The 23,293-nt window shown below is 64.2% G+C and carries 14 protein-coding genes, 2 rRNA genes and 1 pseudogene; 14 read left to right on the top strand and 3 right to left on the bottom strand.

The genetic code is table 11. From position 1 onward, the window contains the following. The first annotated feature begins 256 nt into the window (after positions 1-256). Genes ABEA06_RS02040 through ABEA06_RS02030 form a run of 3 tightly spaced genes read left to right on the top strand, consistent with a single transcriptional unit; the run spans position 257 to position 2,681 of the window. Complete coding sequence (locus ABEA06_RS02040) at positions 257-1,033, top strand: hypothetical protein (protein WP_345310387.1); 777 nt, start codon at positions 257-259, stop codon at positions 1,031-1,033. A 41-nt stretch (positions 1,034-1,074) separates the two neighbouring features. Next, positions 1,075-1,743, top strand: a complete 669-nt coding sequence (locus ABEA06_RS02035) for a class F sortase (RefSeq protein WP_345310386.1) — start codon at positions 1,075-1,077, stop codon at positions 1,741-1,743. Positions 1,744-1,796: 53 nt separating this feature from the next. After that, positions 1,797-2,681: an SDR family oxidoreductase gene (locus ABEA06_RS02030; protein WP_345310385.1), complete on the top strand. Its 885-nt coding sequence runs from the start codon at positions 1,797-1,799 to the stop codon at positions 2,679-2,681. 81 nt (positions 2,682-2,762) lie between these two features. Here the strand turns inward: ABEA06_RS02030 and ABEA06_RS02025 are convergent. Further along, positions 2,763-4,025: pseudogene (locus ABEA06_RS02025) on the bottom strand (MFS transporter). Positions 4,026-4,115: 90 nt separating this feature from the next. Beyond that, the gene (locus ABEA06_RS02020; protein ID WP_345310384.1) at positions 4,116-5,687 is read right to left on the bottom strand and encodes a molybdopterin-dependent oxidoreductase; all 1,572 of its coding nucleotides are present in this window, start codon (positions 5,685-5,687) and stop codon (positions 4,116-4,118) included. Between the two features lie 315 nt (positions 5,688-6,002). Between ABEA06_RS02020 and ABEA06_RS02015 the strand changes: the two genes are divergently transcribed. The 5 genes from ABEA06_RS02015 to ABEA06_RS01995 all read left to right on the top strand — a co-directional run bounded on the left by ABEA06_RS02015 (position 6,003) and on the right by ABEA06_RS01995 (position 12,742). Beyond that, positions 6,003-7,610, top strand: coding sequence for an AMP-binding protein (locus ABEA06_RS02015; protein ID WP_345310383.1), 1,608 nt, complete (start codon positions 6,003-6,005; stop codon positions 7,608-7,610). Positions 7,611-7,670: 60 nt separating this feature from the next. Beyond that, a complete protein-coding gene (locus tag ABEA06_RS02010; protein WP_345310382.1) occupies positions 7,671-8,120 on the top strand; it encodes an acyl-CoA thioesterase in 450 nt (149 codons plus the stop codon). Continuing rightward, positions 8,117-9,031 carry an SMP-30/gluconolactonase/LRE family protein gene (locus ABEA06_RS02005; protein WP_303382753.1) on the top strand — a complete coding sequence of 305 codons (915 nt, stop codon included), beginning with the start codon at positions 8,117-8,119 and terminating at the stop codon, positions 9,029-9,031. Before ABEA06_RS02010 ends, ABEA06_RS02005 begins: the two co-directional genes overlap by 4 nt. A 150-nt stretch (positions 9,032-9,181) precedes the next feature. Continuing rightward, positions 9,182-11,923 carry an aminotransferase class I/II-fold pyridoxal phosphate-dependent enzyme gene (locus ABEA06_RS02000; protein WP_345310381.1) on the top strand — a complete coding sequence of 914 codons (2,742 nt, stop codon included), beginning with the start codon at positions 9,182-9,184 and terminating at the stop codon, positions 11,921-11,923. A 51-nt stretch (positions 11,924-11,974) separates the two neighbouring features. Next, positions 11,975-12,742, top strand: a complete 768-nt coding sequence (locus ABEA06_RS01995; protein ID WP_303382755.1) for a TetR/AcrR family transcriptional regulator — start codon at positions 11,975-11,977, stop codon at positions 12,740-12,742. On the opposite strand, the gene ABEA06_RS01990 is transcribed toward ABEA06_RS01995, so the two are convergent. Further along, positions 12,706-13,260: a GNAT family N-acetyltransferase gene (locus ABEA06_RS01990; protein ID WP_345310380.1), complete on the bottom strand. Its 555-nt coding sequence runs from the start codon at positions 13,258-13,260 to the stop codon at positions 12,706-12,708. The genes ABEA06_RS01995 and ABEA06_RS01990 overlap by 37 nt on opposite strands. 141 nt (positions 13,261-13,401) lie before the next feature. Between ABEA06_RS01990 and ABEA06_RS01985 the strand changes: the two genes are divergently transcribed. From ABEA06_RS01985 to ABEA06_RS01960, 6 genes are all read left to right on the top strand, one after another. Beyond that, positions 13,402-15,501: a 3-hydroxyacyl-CoA dehydrogenase NAD-binding domain-containing protein gene (locus tag ABEA06_RS01985; protein WP_345310379.1), complete on the top strand. Its 2,100-nt coding sequence runs from the start codon at positions 13,402-13,404 to the stop codon at positions 15,499-15,501. A gap of 46 nt (positions 15,502-15,547) precedes the next feature. Further along, positions 15,548-16,801, top strand: coding sequence for an acyl-CoA dehydrogenase family protein (locus ABEA06_RS01980; RefSeq protein WP_345310378.1), 1,254 nt, complete (start codon positions 15,548-15,550; stop codon positions 16,799-16,801). A 22-nt stretch (positions 16,802-16,823) separates the two neighbouring features. Further along, positions 16,824-18,515, top strand: coding sequence for an AMP-binding protein (locus ABEA06_RS01975; protein ID WP_345310377.1), 1,692 nt, complete (start codon positions 16,824-16,826; stop codon positions 18,513-18,515). 535 nt (positions 18,516-19,050) lie between these two features. Beyond that, a 16S ribosomal RNA gene (locus ABEA06_RS01970) occupies positions 19,051-20,583 on the top strand. 265 nt (positions 20,584-20,848) lie between these two features. Continuing rightward, entirely contained in the window at positions 20,849-21,043 is a 195-nt protein-coding gene (locus ABEA06_RS01965) for a hypothetical protein (RefSeq protein WP_345310376.1), read from the top strand. A gap of 21 nt (positions 21,044-21,064) precedes the next feature. Further along, positions 21,065-23,293, top strand: a 23S ribosomal RNA gene (locus ABEA06_RS01960); the annotation flags it as partial.

Below are 23,293 nucleotides of genomic sequence, written 5' to 3'. Positions count from 1 at the left end.
GTGACTGGGCGGTTTCCCGGACGAACACGTTGGGGCAGGGCCGGACCGTGGCGGTGCGAGAAGGGCTGGCGGGAGGGGTTCACACGGGTGATTCGTAGCCGAACCCCGCACGGATGGCTTTTATCGGGCGCAGTCGCGCAGTGAAAAGAAATCTTAAGGTTCTTCTCAGCTCACCCGTCCGGGCAGCGCTCGGCACCGAACTCTCCGTGTAACACCAGCACAAAGCACCCCCCGCACGCACAGTAAGGAACCGATCATGAACAAGAAGTTGCGTTTGCTCGCCGTTCCCACGTTGGCCCTGAGCGCCCTGGCGCTGCAGGTCGCCCCGGCCATGGCCCACGAGGGCGACATGTGGTCGACCCAGACGACTTTGAACACCATGAACAACTCCGGCACCACAGGTGAGGCCATGGTCGACGTTCACGGCAACCAGGCCACCGTCACGGTCAACGTCACCGGTGCCGCGGAGACCTTCATGGACGGGCCGTTCCCGCACGCCCAGCACATCCACATCAGCGCTCAGGGTGTCTGCCCGCCGGCCACCGCCGACACCGACGGCGACGGCGTGGTCAGCACACCCGAGGGCCATCCGTTCTACGGTCACATCGGTACGTCCCTGACGACCGAGGGTGACACGAGTGCCGATTCCGCCCTGGCCGTGGACCGCTTCTCCGGCGGTAGCTCCTACACCTATGAGCGGACCTTCGATCTCAATGCGGAGACCGCTCAGTCCTTGAAGGACGGCACCGCGGTTGTGGTCGTCCACGGTGTGGACCCGGCGAAGATGCCGGCTGCTGCGGCTGAGAAGATGTCCAGTCTGGATCCTAAGTTGCCTCTGGCCGCGACCCTGCCGGCCGCGTGCGGCACCTTGGGGGCATCGCAGATGGAGGCCATGCCGGACGGCGGAGCCGACACCGGCGTGGAGACGGACACGAACACCGGTGCGACAGTTGGAATCGCCGCGGCCGGTGTCGGTGCCATGGCGCTGGCCGCCTCCGGAATGTTCGTGGCTCACCGCCGCGCCCGGAGCTGACCGATTCGAATGCCGATCCGGCACTAAGGAGTTTGACTCCCATGACGGGTTCGAGCAAAGATCGCCGCGCAGGCCTGATGGCTTGCGCGGCGATCGCTGCCCTCTTCACCTTCACCGGCTGCACCGCCGACGCCGCTCCGGAGGCCGGGGCTGCCGGTGATGTCCCCGTGGCGTCGGGCAGCCCCACGGCAGCCACGCCGGTCCCCAGCCCCACGGGCGCATCGGCAGTCGCTTCCGGGCCCGCACAAAAGGTACTGGCCGCATCGGACCCGCACTCCCTGTCGATCCCGGCCACCGACACCACGTCCGAACTACTGCACCTGGGCTTGCGCGAGGACGGCTCCCTGGAGGTCCCACCGGAGCCTCCCGGGTCCCCGGCCGGCTGGTACGACGGCTCTCCCACACCCGGCGAGCGGGGCCCGGCCGTGTTGCTCGGCCACGTCAACGCCGCGGGCGGTGGCCCCGGAGTCTTTGCAGACCTGCGCCAACTGCGTGCCGGGGACACCATTGAAGTTGCCCGGCAGGACGGGACCACCGCTACATTCACGGTCGATCGCGGGGAGGCCTACGCGAAGGACGAATTCCCCACCCTGAAGGTCTACGGCAACACCCCGGGGGCCGAGCTGCGGCTGATCACCTGCGACGGCTACGATCCCGCCACCGGTAACTTCGGGGACAACTACGTGGTGTACGCCACTCTCATTACCTGAACCTGCAAGGGCGGCGCTGGTATCCCGGGAAATGATCCTGGAAGGATGGGGCCATGAGCGTTTCGCGAGCGGCACTTCCGCTGTCCGGGCAAACCGCGCTTGTCACCGGGGTGTCACGACGCCGCGGGATCGGGTTCGCCGTGGCCCGCGCCTTCGCTCGGTTGGGCGCCAGCGTGTTCATCCACCACTACGGCCCGCACGACGAGGACCAGCCGTGGGGCGCGGACGACCTGAGCGGCGTCGTCGGCGAAGTAGAGGCCGAACTCACCGAGGGTGCCGTGCTGGGCGAGAAGAGCGCGGACCTGCAGGACACGGGGCAAATCCAGTCGCTCATCGACGCCGCGCACGCGCTCACCGGCTCCCTGGACATTCTGGTGTGCAATCACGCCAAGAGCGGCGGAGACGGGTCCATTCTGGACATGACGCCCGAGGCGCTGGACGCGTTTTGGACCACGAACACTCGCTCCACCCTGTTGCTAACGCGAGCCTTCGCGCTGCTGAAGGCCGACGCACCCACCGAGGCCGCGCGTCCCGGTGATCGAGTGCGGACCGATCAAGGTCCGAAATTCACCAAACCGACCGGTCGCGTGTTTTGGATGACCTCGGGGCAGGGGCACGGGCCCATGCGAGGCGAAGTCGCCTATGCCACGAGTAAGGCCGCGCTCGCGGGTGTGACCGCCACCGTGGCCGCGGAACTGCTCGAACTGGGTATCGTGCTCAACACCGTGAATCCCGGCCCGGTGGACACCGGTTACCTGTCTCCCGATGCCACGGACCGTTCCCTCGACGGCATCCAGGAGTTGCTGGCTCGCCAGCCGTTCGGGCGCTTCGGTCGCCCCAATGATCCGGCCAACCTCATCAGCTGGCTCGCTACGGACGATGGCGCGTGGATCGTCGGTCAGGTGCTCACCTCGGACGGCGGGTTCTATCTGGGATGATTTCGGGTGGGATGCCCCTGGCGAGCCATCTGGTGCGGCCTTACTGCGGAGTAGGACGGCCTACCGTGCAGTAAGGCAGGATCAGATGGCGGCGCGAGTGGCGCGGAGAGTTTTCGCCGCCACCACCGTCACCACCAGTACCGCAGCCAGGAACACCAGGCCCAGCCCGGAGAAACCGACCAATGCCAGGATCGGCCCCGCCATCGCCCCGCCCAGAGCGCCGCACAAGTTCATGACCAGGTCCGAGGTGCCCTGCAGCCCCGGCCGGTCCTGCACCGGAACGGATTCCGTGACCATGGTGGAGCCCGCCACGGTGGACGCGGACCAACCGAGACCCAGCAAGATCAGGGCGGTCAGCACCAGGGTCTGGTTTTCTGCGCCCAAGAACGTGAGCAACAGTGCGACGGCGAAAATCGCCTGTCCCAGAAGTACGGTCTGCGCGCGGCCCATTTTGTCCGCGAGCCACCCGAAAACGGGGGACAGCGCATACATACCGGCCACGTGCAGGCTGATGGTGAGCCCCACGAGCGACAGAGCGGCACCGTGGCTGGTCAGATGCACGGGCGTCATGGACATCACCGCCACCATCACGGCGTGGGAGAGCGCCACGATCAGGACAGCCCGGCGAGCAGCCGGAACGGAACGTAGGCTCCCGAATCCACCGGCGGGACCGGGCTTGTTCTTGATGGCGGCACCCCGGGCGAGTGCGAGTTTGAGCGGGTCCGGGCGCAGCCCCAGGAAATAGACCGCCGCACCCAGGACCTGTGCGGCCATGGCAATCAGGAACCCACCGGTGAACTGGGGAAGTCCAAGGGCCCGGCCCAGGAGCTCACTGGGTTCGAAGAGGTTGGGCCCCACCACGGAACCAAGCGTGGTGGACCACACGATCAAAGACAGATCCCGGGCACGAGTCTTCTGCGGGGCCAGGTCCGTTGCGGCGAAGCGGGACTGCAAATTCAGCGCAATGCCCGCACCCTGTAACCCCATGCCGAGCAACAGCAGGGGAAGCGATCCGAGAACCGCGGCCGTAATAATCACGGACGCACCAAGAATTGCCACCAGTGCTCCGGTGGTCAGCGAGATCCGCCGCCCCCGCCGCTAGGCGAGGCGGGCCAATGGAATGGCCAGGATTGCCGCGCCCAGGGTGTTCATGGTGGCCGCCAGCCCGGACAGCGCACTGGACCCGGAGACCTCGCTCACCAGGAGTGCACCTAGTGCCAAGGTGGCGCCCACGCCCAGCCCGCCCGTGATCTGACCGGTGGCAAGGACGATCAGCACCTTGCGGTGTAACCGGGTACTACCCTCGGGGGGCCTCGTGGAGTGTGTGGGCGAAGAAGCGGCCATGCAGGCATCATGACCGATCACGGGCCGGCGCGCATCCACGTGGCCGGATCACAGCCACGTGCTCGACGCCCCCACCCGGTGAGCGGGTGATCAGGAGCGCACGGTGAAGACCCGCTCGTGCCAGCCCGAGGAACCGTTGGGGTCGGGACGTGCCTGCTCCGAGGTCTGCACCTGACCGTCCGCGTCCACGGCTCTGACCTCGGCGGTATGGGAACCGGCTGGAAGATCGGTGACGCGCACGGACCACTGCCGCCAGGTGTCTTCGGACGGCACCGCGGCGAGGGTCGCGTCCCTCCATTCCCCGCCGTCCACCCGCACCTGAACCGCGGTGATTCCCGTGTTCTGGGCCCACGCGCTGCCCGCGAGGGTCGTGTCGGGGTCCACGCTCGCGTTTTCTCGGGGGACGTCGATACGCGAGGACATCTTGATGGGCCCCTCCGCGGACCAACCCCGGGGCGTCCAGTAGCCTTCGGCCTGGTCAAAGCGGGTGACCTCGAGATCCACGAGCCATTTGGTCGCGGATACGTACCCGTAGAGACCCGAAACCACCATGCGCACCGGATAGCCGTGCTCGAGGGGCAGCGGCTCTCCGTTCATGGTCACGGCAAGCATGGCGGTGCGGTTTTCGTCCTTGAGGGCGCTCAGGGGTGTCCCGGCCGTGAAACCGTCCTCGGACGTCGAGAGCACCATGTCCGCGTCCGGGCTCACTCCGGCCTCCGCGAGCACTTCTCGCAACGGCACACCGGTCCACACGGCGTTTCCCACGAGGTCACCGCCCACCTGATTGGACACGCACGCGAGCGTCACCGTGCGTTCGTGCAGCGGACGCCCGATGAGGTCGTCGAAGGTCAGCTCGATCTCCCGGTCCACCATCCCGTGGATGCGCAGCCGCCACTGGTTCACGTCGAGATGGGGGACGCTCAGTGCGGTGTCGATCCGGTAGAAGTCCTCGACGGGGGTCAACCACGGCTCGGTGCCGGCGACTGGCACCTGGGTCCCGGCGGGGATGGCCTCGCGAGCGACCGGGGCAGGGATGCTCAGCGCGGCGCGCATGTCGGGGACTTTCCGGGCCGCCGACACCGCCCATCGCCCCACTGCGCCCGCAACCACGCCCAGGGTCAGTGCTCCCACGGACAGCTGGAGGAATTTACGGCGATCCAGCGGGTCATCGGCCACGGGCGCTGCCGCACGGCCACCCGCGTAGCTGAGGAATGCGAGGCCGGCGCCGGTGCCGACAACGACGGGGACGGCGTTGACCGCGTCCGTGCCCGTTCGGGTCATCACCGCGACCAGTCCGACCAGCCCCAGCGCGGCGAGGACCGCGATACCCGTGCGGCGCCGTCTCCGCTCCGCGACGCCGACGAGCAATCCCAGTACCACGAGCCCCACGGCCATCATCACGAACAGGAAAATCTTGTCACCGGTGCCGAACACGGCGATCACGGTGTCCTTGACGGGCGCGGGGACAGAGTCCACCACGACTCCGCCCACCGCGGTCAGGGGGGACCCCAAGGGCCCGGTCAGCCACGCGAAGAATTCGGCGATCCCCGCGGCCAGCGCGGTCGCGGCCACGCCCAGCAACTTCCAGGCACCGGTGAAGCTGCGGTGCGTGAACGGAGCGGCTGCGTCGGCAGAATCCGTGCGGCGTGAGGACGAGGGCATGTCACCAAGGATATGCGGCAACGGCCCAGACTCCTCGTGCCCGTGCCCTGCAAGACGTCGGGCGGTCATCGGCCGTGGGTCGTGGTTCGAGGCGATCCAGGCGGAGCAGAACAGCGCGTCTTTCAGCCGGTTGTTGCCCGAGCGGACGGAGGAACTTCCCGCGGATCGAGGATGCTCACACAGCAACGGGACGAATCAGTACGTTTCCGATATCAAAGCCCGGTTCCGGAACGTCATGGGTGTTGCTACCGTGAGGCGCATCACTCGTTGATAACATCAACGATGGAGATTGTCCTCTATTTCAGGAGATCATCCGTGTCCCACCCGGTCAACATCAATCCCGTCCGCGGCCTGCTCTTCAACCAGCGGTACAGTCGCGACCTGGCGGCCGTGATTTACGAGGGCCGCACCTATAGCTACGACGAGTTCGCGGCCAATGCGCGCGAACTCGCGGCGAGCCTGGCGGCGTCGGGCGTGGGTGAAGGCGACCGCGTGGTGTACCTGGGCCTGAACTCCGAAATGTTCCTGCGCACCATGTTTGCCACCTGGTGGCTGGGCGGTGTTCTCGAGCCGCTCAATTTCCGCCTTGTCCCGCGCGAGGTCGGCGAGCTCCTGGTACGTTCCGCACCTCGCGTGATGGTCGTAGAACCCGGTCACGTCCCGGTGGTCGACGCCGCCCTGGGCGCCCAGGACTCCGCCGGCCAGGAAAAGGCGGGGTGGCCTTTCCAGACCGAAACCGTCCTGATCGATGACGATCCCGCGGCGCCGCTCAACGCCGGCCTCGAAGTCGCCGAGCACTGGATCCCGCTGAGTGGTTTTGTGCAACGGGCGGAGGGCGCCGAACTCGGCGAACCGGTGGAGACCACGGACGACACCCTGGCGATCCTCATGTTCACCTCCGGCACCACGGGTAAGCCCAAGGGGGTGCGACTGAGCCACGGCAATATTTTCTGGAACGCGTTCAACGTGGATTCACTCGTGGACACCCGCCGCAGGGACATCAACTACGCCGTGGCGCCCTTGTTCCACATTGGTGCGCTGAACTCGTTCACGGTGCGAGCGCTGGTGCGCGGCAACACCACGGTGGTTCGGCGCGGGTTCGTGCCGTCCCAGGTGCTCGCGGACATCGAGAACTACGGCGTGAACAATGCCTTCTTCGTGCCGGCCATGCTTTTGTCCTTGACCCACGATCCCGAATTCAAGGGATCGAAACTCGATTCCCTGCGCGCCCTGATCTGCGCCGGGGCCCCCGTCCCTCCCGTGGTGATCTCACTCTTCGAGGCCAAGAACGTTCCCGTCCAGCAGGCCTGGGGTCTGACCGAAACCGCACCCTTCGCCACCTACCTGCCCACCGAGCTCACCTACGAGAAGGCCGGTTCGGCGGGAATGCCCATGCTCTACACCGAGGTGCAGATCATGGATCCCGGCACGGGAGAGCCCGTTTCCGAACCGGATACGCGAGGCGAACTGTGGGTGCGGGGCCCCAACGTCACGAGCGGCTACTGGGAGGACGAGGGTGCCACCGCCGCAGCCTTCACGGACGGCTGGTTCCACACCGGGGACATCGGCTACCGGGATCCGGAGGGTTATTACTACATCGTGGATCGGCTCAAGGACATGATCATCACCGGCGGTGAGAACGTGTACCCCGCGGAGATCGAGCGCGTCCTGGCCGAGCACCCGGACATCTTGGACGCAGCGGTGGTGGGCGCTCCCGACGAGCAGTGGGGTGAGCGCATCGTGGCCGTCCTGCAACCGCAGCCCGGGCACGAGGTTCCGTCCATCGCGGAGCTTCGACAGTTCTGCAGTGACCGCCTGGCGCGCTATAAACTCCCCAAGGACCTGGTCACCGTGGCAGAAGTGCCCCGCAACGGTTCCGGAAAGCTCGACAAGGTGGCCATCCGCCAGTTGGTCCGAGGCTGAGAAACGACGACGACGCCCGAAACCCGCGACCTTGCCGCGCGAGCTCACTAAGCTGAACTCATGCAGCCGCACACGGACATCACATTCCGCACCCGCAAGTGGGTTAAACCCGAAGATCTCAACGCCAACGGCACCCTGTTCGGCGGGTCGCTGTTGCGCTGGATCGACGAGGAAGCCGCGATCTACGCGATCGTGCAGCTGGGCAATCAGCGCGCGGTGACCAAGTACATGTCCGAGATCGAGTTCGTGTCCTCCGCCGTGCAGGGCGACATCATCGAGATGGGTCTGTCCGCCACCAAGTTCGGCCGCACGTCCCTGACCATGCGCGCGCAGGTGCGGAACATGATCACGCGCGAGCTGATTCTGAGCATCGACAAGATCGTGTTCGTGAACCTGGACAAGCAAGGCCGTCCCACCCCGCACGGGTACACGGAGATCACCTACGACCGCGACCGCATTCCCACCACGGCGGTACCGATCGTCCAAGAGCTACGCAGGTCCGAGCGATGAACCGGCTCAGCGCGCAGCGGCTGACGCCCAGCTGGGTCTACCACGGCGAGGGCCCCTGCTGGAGCCCCGAGTGGGGTGGCCTGGCGTGGGTGGACATGCTCGCCGGGGACATTCTCACGTTCGGTCGTGACGAGCAGCCGCGCAGGCAGCACGTGGGATCCGTGGCGGCGTGCGTGCGCCCGCGCGTCAATGGCGGCCAGATCATTGCCGTGGAGCGGGGGGTGCTCCTCACGGACGCCGCCGGTAATCCCGAGCAGGAAATCACCCTGTGGACATCGCCGGAGATTCGGATGAACGAGGGCGGGATCGCCCCGGACGGCACCTTTTACATCGGGTCCATGGCCTACGACCAGTCCGATGGGTCGGCCACGCTCTACCGGGTCTCACCGGACCTGGACTGGGAACCGGTGCTCGAGAACGTCACGATCTCCAACGGCATCGCGTGGTCCCCGGACGGTTCGCTCGCGTATTACAACGACACCCCCACGGGAGAGGTCTCGGTCTTCGACTGGTCCGCGGCGAGCGGCCTGCACAATCGCCGCACCTTCGTCTCACCGGTTGTCGACGACGACGCCGCGGCCGGTGCCTGGGACGACGACGAAGAGTACGAACCCGCCAGCGTGTCGGCCAACCCGGACGGGCTGACGGTGGACTCGGACGGGGCCGTCTGGGTAGCGCTCAACGGTGCCGGGCAGGTCCATCGCTACCTCCCGGACGGCACCCTGGACACCGTGGTGAGCGTGGGAGCCAAGCAGACCACCGCGTGCACACTGGGCGGTCAGGACCTGCGCACCCTGTACATCACCACCTCGCGCGAGAACCTGCCGAACGACGTGCAGCCCACCGCCGGTTCCTTGTATTCGGTGCGCGTGGCGGCTCCCGGCCAACCCGCGGGACGGTTCGCGGGCTGACGTCGGCCGGCTGACTCACGACAACCGAGGCCGGTCCCTGAGACTGACTCGCGGTCGCAATCTGTTATGTTCCGCGAGCCCCCACCGGGCCGGACATAGGATGAACGTTCAAGAGTTCAGCGCAGGCGATGGAGCAAGCGGAGGCATTCCATGGATACACCGGCCACGGACCACCAGGGTCAGAACAATCGTCGGGGGAGTGCCGCGGGAATCCTTGAACCGGACCCCGGAATGCCCGCCAGCACCTGGCGGTTGCGCAGCGACGCCTGGGAGTACCTGCGGTTCGCCATGAAACGGATTGCACTCGGCAACGAGGACAAGGAAGCCCTCGCCGCGGACAGCGAACTCCGGCGCTCTCTGCGCGCCCTTGAAACCGTGGAGATGTACTGGGCCGGATTCGGTCAGCGCTACGTCGCCGCCATCCGGGAGATGCTGGAACAGGGCGATTACCACATGGCCCTCGAGCGGATCGGCAAGGTCGTCAACCGGCTCCGCGGTGACACCGTGCCGGACACGACCCGCGATGACTTCGCAGACGATTCGGAGAACTCGGACCTGCTGGTCGACACCGACCCGCGTCCCCGGTTCGAAGTTCTGATCGTGGACGAGAGCACACCCGCGGACCGTGACGGCCTGCGCACCGAGGGCCTGCGGTTGCGCTCCTCCGCCGATGACTTCATTTACGAGTACGTGATCGTGCCCTCCGCGGATGATGCCGTGGCCGCGGTCCTGACCAACCCCAATATTCTCGCGTGCGTTGTCCGCCCAGGATTCAGCGAGCGCTCCCGGCAGCCGTTGAGCCGCGATCTCAAGAGCTCCATTGAGATGGCGCGCAACCTGGTGAGCCCGGAATCGGCCTCCGCCCGCACCCCGCTCGCATCCATTCAACGAGTGCTCCGCCTGGCCGACACCCTCGCCGCGCTGCGCCCCGAGATGGACCTGTACCTCATGGCGGGCGCGCACATCGAGGGCCTCTCCGGTGCCTTGACCCATCGCTTCCGCCGTGTGTTCCGGCGCGAGGACAAGTTGGAGCTGCACCTCACGTTGCTGCGCAGGGTGTCCCACCTGTACGACACCCCGTTCTTCTCCGCGGTCCAGGAGCATGCCCGCCGCCCGGTGGGTGTGTTCCACGCCCTGCCGATTGCCCGCGGTGGTTCGGTGGTGGGCTCCAAGTGGATCAAGGACCTCCTGGACTTCTACGGGTTGAACCTGCTGCTGGCCGAGACCTCGGCGACCTCCGGTGGCTTGGATTCGCTCCTGGCCCCGGTGCACACGTTGAAGAAGGCCCAGGAACTTGCGGCCCGCGCCTACGGCGCCAAGCACACGTTCTTCGTGACCAACGGAACCTCGACCGCCAACAAGATCGTGCATCAGGCGCTGTTGTCACCCAATGACGTGGTGCTCGTGGACCGCAACTGTCATAAGTCCCACCACCACGCGGTGGTGCTCACCGGCGCTCGCCCCGCGTATTTGGAGGCTTACCCGCGCAACGAGTTCGCGTTCTACGGTGCGGTGCCGCTGTCGCGCATCAAGCAGTTGCTGCTGGATTATCGCGCCCAGGGGCGCCTGGACGAGGTTCAGCTGGTCACGCTCACCAACTGCACCTTCGACGGCATCGTTTACGACCCCGAGCGGGTCATGGCGGAGTGTCTGGCCATCAAGCCTGACCTGGTTTTCCTATGGGACGAGGCCTGGTTCGCCTTCGCGACCTTCCATCCGGTGACGCGACGCCGTACCGCCATGTGGGCGGCCACCCATCTCAAGGAACGGATGGGCACAAGGGCCCACCAGATCGCCTACCGCGAGCAGCAGAAGCGGCTCTTCGACGAGCAGGGCAACCCCGCGCCGGACGAGGTCTGGTTGCAGGAGCGACTGATCCCCGCCCCGGACGTCAAGATTCGCGTGTACGCGACCCAGTCCACGCACAAGACCCTCACCGCGCTGCGGCAGGGGTCCATGATCCACGTCCACGACGACGAGTGGGTGCGCGAGGCAGAAGAACCCTTCCACGAGGCGTACATGACGCACACCTCCACCTCGCCCAACTACCAGATCCTCACGTCCCTGGACATCGGGCGTCGGCAGGTGGAGTTGGAGGGCTACGAGCTCGTGCAGCGACAGCTGGATCTGGCCACGAGCCTGTCCCAGGCCATTGCTCGGCACCCGCTGCTGCGCCGTACCTTCCGTGTGCTCACCGCCCACGACCTGGTGCCGCAGGAGAATCGTGAGGTGGGCCGCCCCATGCCGTTGCGTGACGGGCTGGCCAGCATGTGGGAAGCGTGGACCACGGACGAGTTCGTGGTCGACCCCAGCCGGATCACCATTGAGATCAGCCGGACCGGCGTGGACGGTGACACGTTCAAGCACGACCTGCTCATGGACCGCTACGGCATCCAGGTCAACAAGACCAGCCGGAACACCGTGCTGTTCATGACCAACATTGGCACCTCGCGCAGCGCGATCGCGTATCTCGTGGAGGTGCTCGTGAAGCTCGCTCAGCGTTTCGAGGACGAGAGCTCCCAGCTCGATCCCGAGATCGCAGCGAAGGTCGATGACACACCCATGCCGCCGCTGCCCGACTTCAGTTCATTCGCGGACGGATACGCGACCGATGGGCAATTGCCGGACGGTGACATGCGCGCCGCGTTCTTCAAGGGTCAGCGCCGCACGTCGGTGGAGCACGTGGGCCACGAGGAACTGCGCGAGCGAGTGGCCAGCGGTGAGAAGCCCGTCTCTGCCGGCTTCGTGACTCCTTACCCGCCCGGTTTCCCGGTGTTGGTGCCGGGCCAGGTGATCTCCCCGGACGTACTGGATTTCATGGCCGTGTTGGACACCCGTGAGATCCACGGTTACGACCCGCGCAAGGGCTATCGCGTCCTGCGGGGCTCGTAGGCGTCCGCCGCGCAAGCACTTGCACGGACTACCATCTCGGCAGGAGGCCAGATGAGTATCGCACCCGGGGCGACCGGCGACGTCGTCACCCAGGCAATCCGCTTATTGGCCGCGCAGGGTTACCACGCGACCACCGTGGATCAACTGGCGCAGGCCACGGGGGTCAGCCGCGCCACGTTCTTTCGCAAGTACGGGTCCAAGGAAGACATTGTCTTCGCGGATCACGCCTCCAACTTGGAACGCCTCGAGCAGCTGTTGAACCGGCCGGGCCTCACACCGCAGGCGGGACTGGCGGAAGGCGTTCAACTCGTGTTCCGGCACAATCTTGATTACGCGGACCGGGCCGTTGCCCGGCATCACCTGCTGCAGGACGTGGAATCCCTCCGGGACAGGGAGCTGGCCACGTCACATCGCTACGAGCGACTGTTCCAGGGGTTCCTGCGCGGGGCGCTCCCCGAGAACGCGGATCAGCGCGTCACCGCAGTGTCCCTGGCCTCGGCCACGGTGGCCGTGCACAACGCCTATTTGCGCACGTGGCTGAGGGATCCGCAGGCCAACAACGGTGAACAGCTCGCCGCGGGCCTCAACCAGCGCATCGGCTGGCTGTGCACGGCGTTCGGTCTGTCACCGGGGGCTGGGCGCCTTGCAAGTGTGCCGCGCCAACCCGAGGCGGCGGCGTCGGCCTCGCCGGTGGTTGTCGTGCTCCAGGAAGGCGCTGATCCTCGGGAGGCGGCGGAGCAGACGGCGCGTTCGGTCTATGAGGCGCTGGTTACCGCCCGGGGTCAGTCGAGATTGCGCTCGGAGACCAACACCGCGTAGATCAGTTCATCGCGCCACTCGCCCAGTTGGAAGTGGCTTTCGCGCAGGGTGGCCTCATGTCGCATCCCGATGCGCTCGCACACCTTGGCCGAGGCAACATTGAGGCTGTCCAGGCGCGCGAAGACGCGATGCGCCCCCAATCTTTCGAAGGCGGCCTCCACGGCCGCGCGCGCGGCCTCCGCAGCGTAGCCCCTGCCCGTATGGTCCGGGTGCAGCGCCCAGCCGATTTCGACCTGGGAGGCCTCGGCATCGGCGAGTGTCAGCACGATCTCCCCGGCCAGCTCGTCCGTATCGTGCGGTGACACGGCAAGACGAATCTGGTCCCCGTCCTCGGACCAGCGGCGCTCACCCGTGTGGTCCTTGGCCATGCCGATGACATCGTCCATGTTTCGCGGTCCACGCCACGCGTGCACGGCGTAGTCCTCGCGGGACTGGTAGGAGTGCATCGGCTCAATATCCGCCTCGGTGAGCCGGCGGAACGTCAGGCGCTGTGAGCGCAGGGGCAGCACGGTTTTCATCCCGTTCAGCCTATCGACCGTGCACCCTGGTAAGCCGCCCCGAATGACACGCAATATCTTGACGTGAGACGCAGTCTCAGGGCACTCTGGGGGATGATGATGTGGCACGGACCACAACCCCTCAGTGCTCAGGAGTTCAGCGTGACCGAGACCAAGTTCCCCTCCACCGTGACCATTGGCGTGGATTATCCGGTCCTCCCCGGGCGCGAACGTCCGATTGCCCTGGTCAGCCTGGACTCCGCGGACTCCAAGGGGCTGATCATCTGGGGTTCTGAGGCGCTGCAGCAGCTGCGCCGCGAACTCACGGCAATTGACACCTCCGCGGTTGAGGCCGTGGTTGTCACGGGCAACACCACATCCTTCGGTGCAGGGGCGAACCTCAAGGAGATCCGGCACGCGCAGCTCAACGATGCCTCGGAGGATTACATTTGGGCCGGGCACGAGACGTTCGCGGTGCTCGCGGACATGCCGGTGCCCACCTTTTCACTTGTCACGGGCATGGCCCTGGGTGGCGGCATGGAGCTGGCCCTGCACTCGGATTATCGCCTGGCCGCCTCGGGAAAGGCACAGCTGGGCCTGCCCGAGTGCCACCTGGGCTTCTTCCCCGGCTGGGGCGGCGTCTACCTGTTGCCGCACCTGGTCGGCGCCCAGGCCGCCCTCGACGTGATCGTCACCGACTCCATGCGCGGGCGGAATCTCAAGCCTCAGCAGGCCTTGGAGATCGGCATGGTCGACGCCGTACTGAACGGTTCCCCGGGGACGAGCGAGTGGGATCAGCAGTGGCGGCAGTGGGTGGTCGATGCTCTCGACGGCAAGCACGAACCGCGCAGGTCCTCCGATGACGACGCCGCCTGGCAGGGCGCCGTGGACTCCGCCCGGGCCAAGGCCGAGCGCGCCTGGCACGGTGCCGCGCCGGGTCCGGTCGCGGCCATCGATCTGGTGGGGCGCGCCCGGACGGATTCCCGGCACGCCAATGCCGCAGCGGCCGTGCAGTTGGCCTCGTCCGTGCTGCGGACCGACGCCGCCAAGGCCTCCCTCTACGCATTCGAGTTGGTCACCGCCCGACGCCGCGCTGCCGCCAACGTGCCGGACGCCCCCGTGCGCCCCATCCGCAGGGCGGCGGTCATTGGCGCGGGTCTGATGGCGGGCCAGCTCGCGAGCCTGATGGCCCAGGGCGCCCAGATTCCCGTGGTCATGACCGACCTGGACGACGAGCGCTTGGCCACCGGTGTGCAGCGCACCCGCGACCGGTTCACCGCGCAGGCGGAGAAGGGCCGCATGAGCCCCGAACAGGCCGAGAAGCTGGGCTCCCTGATCACCGGCGCCAAGAGCCCCGAGGATCTCGCGGACGCGGACTTCGTGATCGAGGCGGTCTTCGAGGAGCTCGACGTCAAGAAGAAGGTCTTCGCCCAGTGGGAGCCGGTGCTGCGTGCTGACGCGATTCTCGCCACCAATACGTCATCGCTGTCCGTCACCGCCATGGGTGAAGACCTGCAGCACCCCGAACGGCTCGTGGGGTTCCATGTGTTCAACCCCGTGGAGGTCACCCCGCTGCTCGAGATCGTGGCGGCCCAGGCCACCGATGACTCCACGGTGGCCACCGCGTTCGATTTCGCGGCCACACTGCGCCGGATCGCCGTGCTCGTCAAGGACGCGCCGAGCTTCGTGGTCAACCGCGTGCTGACCCGCATGTATGACGAGATCGGCCGCGCCATCGACGCCGGCGGCGATCCCAAGACCGTGGACCGGGCACTGGCACCCATGGGTCTGCCCATGACGCCGTTGCAACTGCTGGACTTCGTGGGCCCCGCGGTGCTCGTGCATATCACCCACACGATGCACCAGGCCTACCCGGACCGCTTCACACTCTCCCCGTGGTTGGACGCCGTGGCCGAGGCCGGCCTCACCCGCGTGCTGCCCCGGCGCGGCGAAGACTCCGACACCTACCTCACCCCGCAGGCGGAGCAGGCCCGGGATCGCACGCGGGGCGAGCGGGCGGCGTCGTCGGCGGGGGACGACGGCGCGAACGGCCAGTTGCTCACGCGCGTCCAGGACGCGCTCGCGGACGAGATCGGCCACATGCTGGATGAGAGCGTGGTCGCCTCCGCGCGGGACGTGGACCTGTGCATGATTCTGGGCGCCAACTACCCGTTCCACTTGGGCGGCATCACCCCGTATCTGGACCGGTGCGGAGCAGCCGAACGCGTGCGCGGCCAGCGATTCGACGCCGCCCAGAAGTAACCCACCCCGCCGAGAACCACCACGACTTCACGAAAGAGATCACAGCATGAGCGAGCAGCCCACCACCGAACCTTCCACGGGTAGCCAGGATTTGTTCCCGCAGGGCACCGTGGAACCCGAATACTCCCTCAACGATGTGCTCGACACGGACGCCGCCGGTGTCTATGCGGACATCACCGACGAGGACCGCGCGCACTGGATGCGCGCCTGCGCGTTCGTGCAGGACGAGCTGCTGGGCGTGATCCACGAGTACTGGGACCGCGGCGAGTACCCGCTGGACCTGGTGGCGCGCATGGGCGAGTTGGACCTGTTGCGTGACGGCGTGGACGTCCCCGGGTATGCGCCGATGTCCAAAATGGCTGCCGGATTGGTGGCCATGGAACTATCCCGCGGGGACGGCTCCATCTCCACCGTGAGCGGCGTGCAGGGCGGGCTGGCCATGCGCTCGATCGCCATGTGCGGCAACGACGAACAGCGGGAACGCTGGCTGCCGAATATGGCCGCGGGCAAGCTGCTGGGTGCCTTCGCGCTGACCGAACCCACGCACGGCTCGGACTCGATCGGCCTGGAAACCCGCGCCACCCCCTCCGAGGGCGGTTTCATTCTCAACGGTGAGAAGAAGTGGATCGGTAATGGTTCCATGGGCGGCATCACCGTGGTGTGGGCCCGCAACGATGTCACCAACGCGGTGCAGGGCTTTGTGGTTCCGCAGGAGTCGGAGGGTTACAGCGGCACGACCATCCGAGGCAAGTTGGCGTTGCGCGCCATCCATCAGGCCCACATCCGCATGGAGAATGTCTTTGTTCCCACGGAGAACGTGCTGCCGGGTGCCGGTTCGTTCCGGGACACCTCCGCGGTGTTGTTCGCAACGCGCATCGGTGTGGCCTGGGCCGCGGTCGGGCAGGCGGTGGCTTGCTACGAGACCGCCGTTCAGTACGCGGCGCAGCGGCAACAGTTCGGTCGTCCGCTGGCCGCGTCGCAGATCGTGCAGGAGCGACTGGCGCGCATGCTCAGCGAGTTGACTGCCATGCAAACAATCGTGATGGCCATGGCCCGCAAGGAGGAGGCCGGCACACTGACCGGGCCCCAGGCCTCGCTGGCCAAGTACACCGCGACCCGCACGGCCCGTCGTGTTGCGGCGAACGCGCGCGATCTTTTGGGCGGCAACGGCATTTTGGTGGAAAATCGTGTTGCGCGTCACTTTGCGGACGTCGAGGCGCTGCACACCTACGAGGGCACCGAAACCGTTCAGGCCCTCATTATCGGCAAGTCCATCACCGGTTTCTCGGCCTACAACTGAGCCACCGATTACAGGAGCACCCATGTACGCCAACGCACAGCCCCTGTCCCCGCTGCGATTCATCGAGCGCAGCGCGGAAGTCTTTCCCCAGCGAGAAGCCATTGTGTACGGCGACCAATCGTGGACTTATCAGGCCTTCGAACGAGACGTGCGGCGCTTCGCCACCGCGCTGCTGCCGCATCTGCCACCCCTTTCGGTTTCGGGGGACGACGCCGCCGCGTCCGGTGACGCTGCGGGACAGGGGTATCTGGGTGCGGAGCAGCTGACACGGTCCCTGCCCACGGTGGCCGTGATTGCACCCAACCTTCCGGCCATGCTGATGGCCCACTATGCGGTTCCGGCTGCGGGTGCGGTTCTGGTGCCGTTGAACCCGAGGTTGTCCACGCGTGAGCTCGACTACATCCTGGAGCACAGCGAGGCGCGGGTGGTCATCGCCGACTCCTCCGTGCTGGATTCCGTGGCCGCCGCGATCGAAGGCAAAGACGGCATCACGCTCGTCCAGCTGCCCGATGAGCAGGCCGGTATCGAACCGGTGCGGGAGCACTCCCACGGTGAGATCCCCACGTTCGACGAGTTCATCGATGTGGAGCCCCGGGAAGCCGGCCGGGCGGCGTCGTCGGGCGAGCGGGGCGTGAGTTACGGGGTGACGGACGAGAACTCGCCCATCACCCTCAACTACACGTCCGGGACCACGGGCCGCCCCAAGGGCGTGCTGTACGGCCACCGCGGGGCGTACCTGAACAGCCTGGGCGAGGTGTTCCACAACGGCTTCGACGGCGCGACCCGCTACCTGTGGACGCTGCCGATGTTCCACTGCAACGGGTGGTGCACCACGTGGGCGGTGACCGCGGCCGGCGGCACGCATGTATGTTTGCGGGCCGTGCGGCCGGATGCGATCTGGGACGCGTTCGACAACCAGGGCATCACGCACCTGTGTGGCGCGCCGGCCGTGTGCTCGATCATCGTGGACGCGGACGAAGCTCATGCGCTTGACAACCCCATTCGCATCACCACGGCGGGAGCTCCGCCGGCGCCGAGCATCATTGAGCGCCTCGAGAGTGCCGGGTTCGGGATCGTGCACGTGTACGGGCTCACCGAGGTGTTCGGTCCCATCACCATTTGTGAACCGCAAGAGGAGTGGAAGGAACTCTCCCCGCAGGACCGCGCCCAGCAGATGTCCCGCCAGGGCGTGGGCATGGTGCAGGCGGAGTCCGCGCGCATCGTGGATACCGAGATGAACGATGTCCCCGAGGACGGCGAAGCACTGGGTGAAGTGGTATTGCGCGGCAACAACGTGATGATCGGCTATTACAAGGACCCGGAAGCCACGGAGCAGGCGTTCTTCGGTGGGTGGTTCCACACCGGCGATCTGGGCGTCATGCACCCCAACGGGTACATCCAACTGCGTGACCGCGCCAAGGACATCATCATTTCCGGCGGCGAGAACATCTCGTCCATCGAGGTGGAGCAGGCCCTGTATTCCCACCCGGACGTGATCGACGTGGCCGTGATCGGTGTTGCCCATGAGAAGTGGGGTGAACGGCCGGTGGCGCACGTGGTGCGTTCGGCCGGCTCCTCGGTCACCGGGGAGGAGCTGCGGGAGCACGTGCGTGAGCGCTTGAGCGGATTCAAGGTGCCGGACACCGTGACCTTCAGCGACGAGCTGCCGCGCACGGCCACGGGCAAGGTGCGAAAAAACCTGCTGCGGGGATAGCCGGGGGCCCTGGGTCGGGTCCCTCTGCCGTGGGTGCGCGGGACCCGGCCGACGCTCTCTGCAGGCCCAGATGATCGAGAATGTAGTGACCCAGGCCACGTATAACACAGGTCCGATCGATGCTTTGCGCGGTGGTCGATCTCTGTGTAATGTATTCCGAGTCGCCGCAAGGACGGACAAGCGAGAGATCGCCTTCCCGGTACCGCCGACAGCTACCAACCACTTACCGAGCTTTGCTCAGTCGCGAACGAGAGTTTGCGGAAAGGTAAACGGCTGGATAAGCTGAAGGGGTTGCCGCAGGGGAAAGCGAAAAGCTTCCGGATCCAGCGGCAGGACCAACCAACAAAGAACCTAAGGGTTTCTTGTGTGGTTTGTTGTTTGTCAACTCAATAGTGTGCCTAGTTTGTTGATACCAAGAATTTGTTTTTTTGGTTGATGGCCTGATGCTCTGGGGTGTTTTTCCCGTTTCCTTGGGGTGTTGGGTGTCAGCTGGGATCCCATGATCGTTGTGGTTGTGGTTTCTGTTGAGTGTTTTTTGACGGAGAGTTTGATCCTGGCTCAGGACGAACGCTGGCGGCGTGCTTAACACATGCAAGTCGAACGCTGAAGCTTGGGTGTTTTTCATCTGGGTGGATGAGTGGCGAACGGGTGAGTAATACGTGAGTAACCTGCCCTTGACTCTGGGATAAGCCTGGGAAACTGGGTCTAATACTGGATACTACATATCTTCGCATGGGGGTGTGTGGAAAGGGTTTTACTGGTTTTGGATGGGCTCACGGCCTATCAGCTTGTTGGTGGGGTAATGGCCTACCAAGGCGACGACGGGTAGCCGGCCTGAGAGGGTGACCGGCCACACTGGGACTGAGACACGGCCCAGACTCCTACGGGAGGCAGCAGTGGGGAATATTGCACAATGGGCGAAAGCCTGATGCAGCGACGCCGCGTGAGGGATGACGGCCTTCGGGTTGTAAACCTCTTTCAGCACGGAAGAAGCGAAAGTGACGGTACGTGCAGAAGAAGCGCCGGCTAACTACGTGCCAGCAGCCGCGGTAATACGTAGGGCGCAAGCGTTGTCCGGAATTATTGGGCGTAAAGAGCTCGTAGGCGGTTTGTCGCGTCTGCTGTGAAAGCCCGGGGCTTAACCCCGTGGTGTGCAGTGGGTACGGGCAGACTAGAGTGCAGTAGGGGAGACTGGAATTCCTGGTGTAGCGGTGAAATGCGCAGATATCAGGAGGAACACCGATGGCGAAGGCAGGTCTCTGGGCTGTTACTGACGCTGAGGAGCGAAAGCATGGGGAGCGAACAGGATTAGATACCCTGGTAGTCCATGCCGTAAACGTTGGGCACTAGGTGTGGGGGACATTCCACGTTTTCCGCGCCGTAGCTAACGCATTAAGTGCCCCGCCTGGGGAGTACGGCCGCAAGGCTAAAACTCAAAGGAATTGACGGGGGCCCGCACAAGCGGCGGAGCATGCGGATTAATTCGATGCAACGCGAAGAACCTTACCAAGGCTTGACATACACCAGACCGGCCCAGAGATGGGTTTTCCTCTTTGAGGTTGGTGTACAGGTGGTGCATGGTTGTCGTCAGCTCGTGTCGTGAGATGTTGGGTTAAGTCCCGCAACGAGCGCAACCCTCGTTCTATGTTGCCAGCACGTGATGGTGGGGACTCATAGGAGACTGCCGGGGTCAACTCGGAGGAAGGTGGGGATGACGTCAAATCATCATGCCCCTTATGTCTTGGGCTTCACGCATGCTACAATGGCCGGTACAATGGGTTGCGATACCGTGAGGTGGAGCTAATCCCAAAAAGCTGGTCTCAGTTCGGATCGTGGTCTGCAACTCGACCACGTGAAGTCGGAGTCGCTAGTAATCGCAGATCAGCAACGCTGCGGTGAATACGTTCCCGGGCCTTGTACACACCGCCCGTCAAGTCACGAAAGTTGGTAACACCCGAAGCCGGTGGCCTAACCCTTGTGGGGGGAGCCGTCGAAGGTGGGACTGGCGATTGGGACTAAGTCGTAACAAGGTAGCCGTACCGGAAGGTGCGGCTGGATCACCTCCTTTCTAAGGAGCAGGCCCAGCAGCCGTGTGGTTGCAGCCGGGGTCCTGGTTATCAGGTCCTTGGTGGTTAGTGGCCGCCATGCGCCCAACAGTTTCGTTGTGGTGGTGGTTTGCTCATGGGTGGAATATCAACAGGCGTACAGACTTAACCCCGCGCACGGGAACCCCGCAACATCATGTTGTGGGTGGTGTGTGGTGGTGGTGTGGTGGCACATTGTTGGGTTGTCGATCAACAAGCTCAGCACGTATGTCCCTGGTGGGTGGGTCCGTGAGGATCTCCTGGGTGGGGGTGTGGGTGGTGGTTGTTGGTTATTACCTGGAACATCACTATTACCGGTGTGAGCTGGTGATGGGTGGTGTTGGTGGGTTGTTGTTTGTCAACTACATAGTGGACGCGAGCATCTTTGAACGCCGCGCATGGATGACCTCTTTGGGGTTGTTGGTGTGTGGTGTGTATTTTTGATGATTATTTGTGTTGTGTGGCGTATAAGTTGTTACGGGCACACGGTGGATGCCTTGGCATCAGGAGCTGATGAAGGACGTGGAAATCTGCGATATGCCTCGGGGAGCTGATAAACGAGCTGTGATCCGAGGGTCTCCGAATGGGGTAACCCGGCTGCGTGTTATGCGTGGTCACTCGTATCTGAATTCATAGGGTGCGAGGAGGAACGTGGGGAAGTGAAACATCTCAGTACCCATAGGAAGAGAAAACAATAGTGATTCCGTTAGTAGTGGCGAGCGAAAGCGGATGGTGGCTAAACCGGTTGTGTGTGATACCTGGCGAGGGTTGCATGATCGGGGTTGTGGGATGCGTTGTTCTCGGGGTCGCCACCTCGGGGGTTGTGGTGTTGTGGTAGTCGAACTGGTGGTGAGTGCCAGACCGTAGTGGGTGGGAGTCCCGTAGACGAAACCATGATTATTGTGACTTGATGTTCTCCCAAGTAGCACGGGGCTCGTGAAATCTCGTGTGAATCTGCCAGGACCACCTGGTAAGCCTGAATACTTCCTGATGACCGATAGCGGATCAGTACCGTGAGGGAATGGTGAAAAGTACCCCGGGAGGGGAGTGAAATAGTACCTGAAACCGTGTGCTTACAAGCCGTCGGAGCCTTTTTGGGGTGACGGCGTGCCTTTTGAAGAATGAGCCTGCGAGTTAGTGTTACGTCGCGAGATTAACCCGTGTGGGGTAGTCGTAGCGAAAGCGAGTCTGAATAGGGCGTTATGAGTGGCGTGATCTAGACCCGAAGCGGGGTGATCTACCCATGGCCAGGTTGAAGCGCGTGTAAGAGCGCGTGGAGGACCGAACCCACTTCAGTTGAAAATGGAGGGGATGAGCTGTGGGTAGGGGTGAAAGGCCAATCAAACTCCGTGATAGCTGGTTCTCCCCGAAATGCATTTAGGTGCAGCGTCGTGTGTTGCTTGCTGGAGGTAGAGCTACTGGATGGCTGATGGGCCCTACAAGGTTACTGACGTCAACCAAACTCCGAATGCCAGTCAAGTGTAAGCGCGGCAGTGAGACTGTGGGGGATAAGCTTCATAGTCGAAAGGGAAACAGCCCAGACCATCAACTAAGGCCCCTAAGCGTGTGCTAAGTGGGAAAGGATGTGGAGTTGCTTAGACAACCAGGAGGTTGGCTTAGAAGCAGCCACCCTTGAAAGAGTGCGTAATAGCTCACTGGTCAAGTGATTCCGCGCCGATAATGTAGCGGGGCTCAAGTACACCGCCGAAGTTGTGGCATGACACCGGATAGCTGAGCCGTTAGTGGTTGAGGTGGTGTTGTGGGTAGGGGAGCGTCGTTGGGGTAGTGAAGCTGCGGGGTGACCCAGTGGTGGAACCTCAACGAGTGAGAATGCAGGCATGAGTAGCGAAAGACGGGTGAGAAACCCGTCCGCCGGATGATCAAGGGTTCCAGGGTCAAGCTAATCTGCCCTGGGTGAGTCGGGACCTAAGGCGAGGCCGACAGGCGTAGTCGATGGATAACGGGTTGATATTCCCGTACCGACGAAGAACCGTCCATACTGAACCGGGGACACTAACCACCCGAACCACTCATTATTGGATCCCTTCGGGGTGATGAGGTGTGTGGGGAGCGTGGGACCTGATCCGGGGAGGTAAGCGTATTAACAGGTGTGACGCAGGAAGGTAGCCAAGCCAGGCGATGGTTGTCCTGGTCTAAGCATGTAGGGTGGTTCGTTGGTAAATCCGCGGACCCTAAAGCCTGAGATGTGATGGGACTCTCTTTGGTGAGAGAATTTGGTGATCCTATGCTGCCGAGAAAAGCATCGACGTGAGGTTTTAGTCGCCCGTACCCTAAACCGACACAGGTGATCAGGTAGAGAATACTAAGGCGTTCGAGAGAATCATGGTTAAGGAACTCGGCAAAATGCCCCCGTAACTTCGGGAGAAGGGGGGCCTTGGCTGGTGATCACCCACGCGGTGTGAGCTGGTTGGGGTCGCAGAGGCTAGGGGGAAGCGACTGTTTATCAAAAACACAGGTCCGTGCGAAGTCGTAAGACGATGTATACGGACTGACTCCTGCCCGGTGCTGGAAGGTTAAGAGGACTCGTTAGACTTCGGTCGAAGCGGAGAATTTAAGCCCCAGTAAACGGCGGTGGTAACTATAACCATCCTAAGGTAGCGAAATTCCTTGTCGGGTAAGTTCCGACCTGCACGAATGGAGTAACGACTTCCCTACTGTCTCAACCATGAACTC

This window comes from Kocuria gwangalliensis (genome assembly GCF_039544365.1).
In the GTDB taxonomy this organism is placed as follows: Bacteria; Actinomycetota; Actinomycetes; order Actinomycetales; family Micrococcaceae; genus Kocuria; species Kocuria gwangalliensis.
This window is presented reverse-complemented; position numbering and strand designations above follow the sequence as displayed.

Bases quoted from the DNA above. Each gene is read 5' to 3' on its own strand.
- ABEA06_RS02040 (WP_345310387.1), top strand. From the start codon at position 257: ATGAACAAGAAGTTGCGTTTGCTCGCCGTTCCCACGTTGGCCCTGAGC.
- ABEA06_RS02035 (WP_345310386.1), top strand. From the start codon at position 1,075: ATGACGGGTTCGAGCAAAGATCGCCGCGCAGGCCTGATGGCTTGCGCG.
- ABEA06_RS02030 (WP_345310385.1), top strand. From the start codon at position 1,797: ATGAGCGTTTCGCGAGCGGCACTTCCGCTGTCCGGGCAAACCGCGCTT.
- ABEA06_RS02020 (WP_345310384.1), bottom strand. From the start codon at position 5,687: ATGCCCTCGTCCTCACGCCGCACGGATTCTGCCGACGCAGCCGCTCCG.
- ABEA06_RS02010 (WP_345310382.1), top strand. From the start codon at position 7,671: ATGCAGCCGCACACGGACATCACATTCCGCACCCGCAAGTGGGTTAAA.
- ABEA06_RS02005 (WP_303382753.1), top strand. From the start codon at position 8,117: ATGAACCGGCTCAGCGCGCAGCGGCTGACGCCCAGCTGGGTCTACCAC.
- ABEA06_RS02000 (WP_345310381.1), top strand. From the start codon at position 9,182: ATGGATACACCGGCCACGGACCACCAGGGTCAGAACAATCGTCGGGGG.
- ABEA06_RS01995 (WP_303382755.1), top strand. From the start codon at position 11,975: ATGAGTATCGCACCCGGGGCGACCGGCGACGTCGTCACCCAGGCAATC.
- ABEA06_RS01990 (WP_345310380.1), bottom strand. From the start codon at position 13,260: ATGAAAACCGTGCTGCCCCTGCGCTCACAGCGCCTGACGTTCCGCCGG.
- ABEA06_RS01980 (WP_345310378.1), top strand. From the start codon at position 15,548: ATGAGCGAGCAGCCCACCACCGAACCTTCCACGGGTAGCCAGGATTTG.
- ABEA06_RS01975 (WP_345310377.1), top strand. From the start codon at position 16,824: ATGTACGCCAACGCACAGCCCCTGTCCCCGCTGCGATTCATCGAGCGC.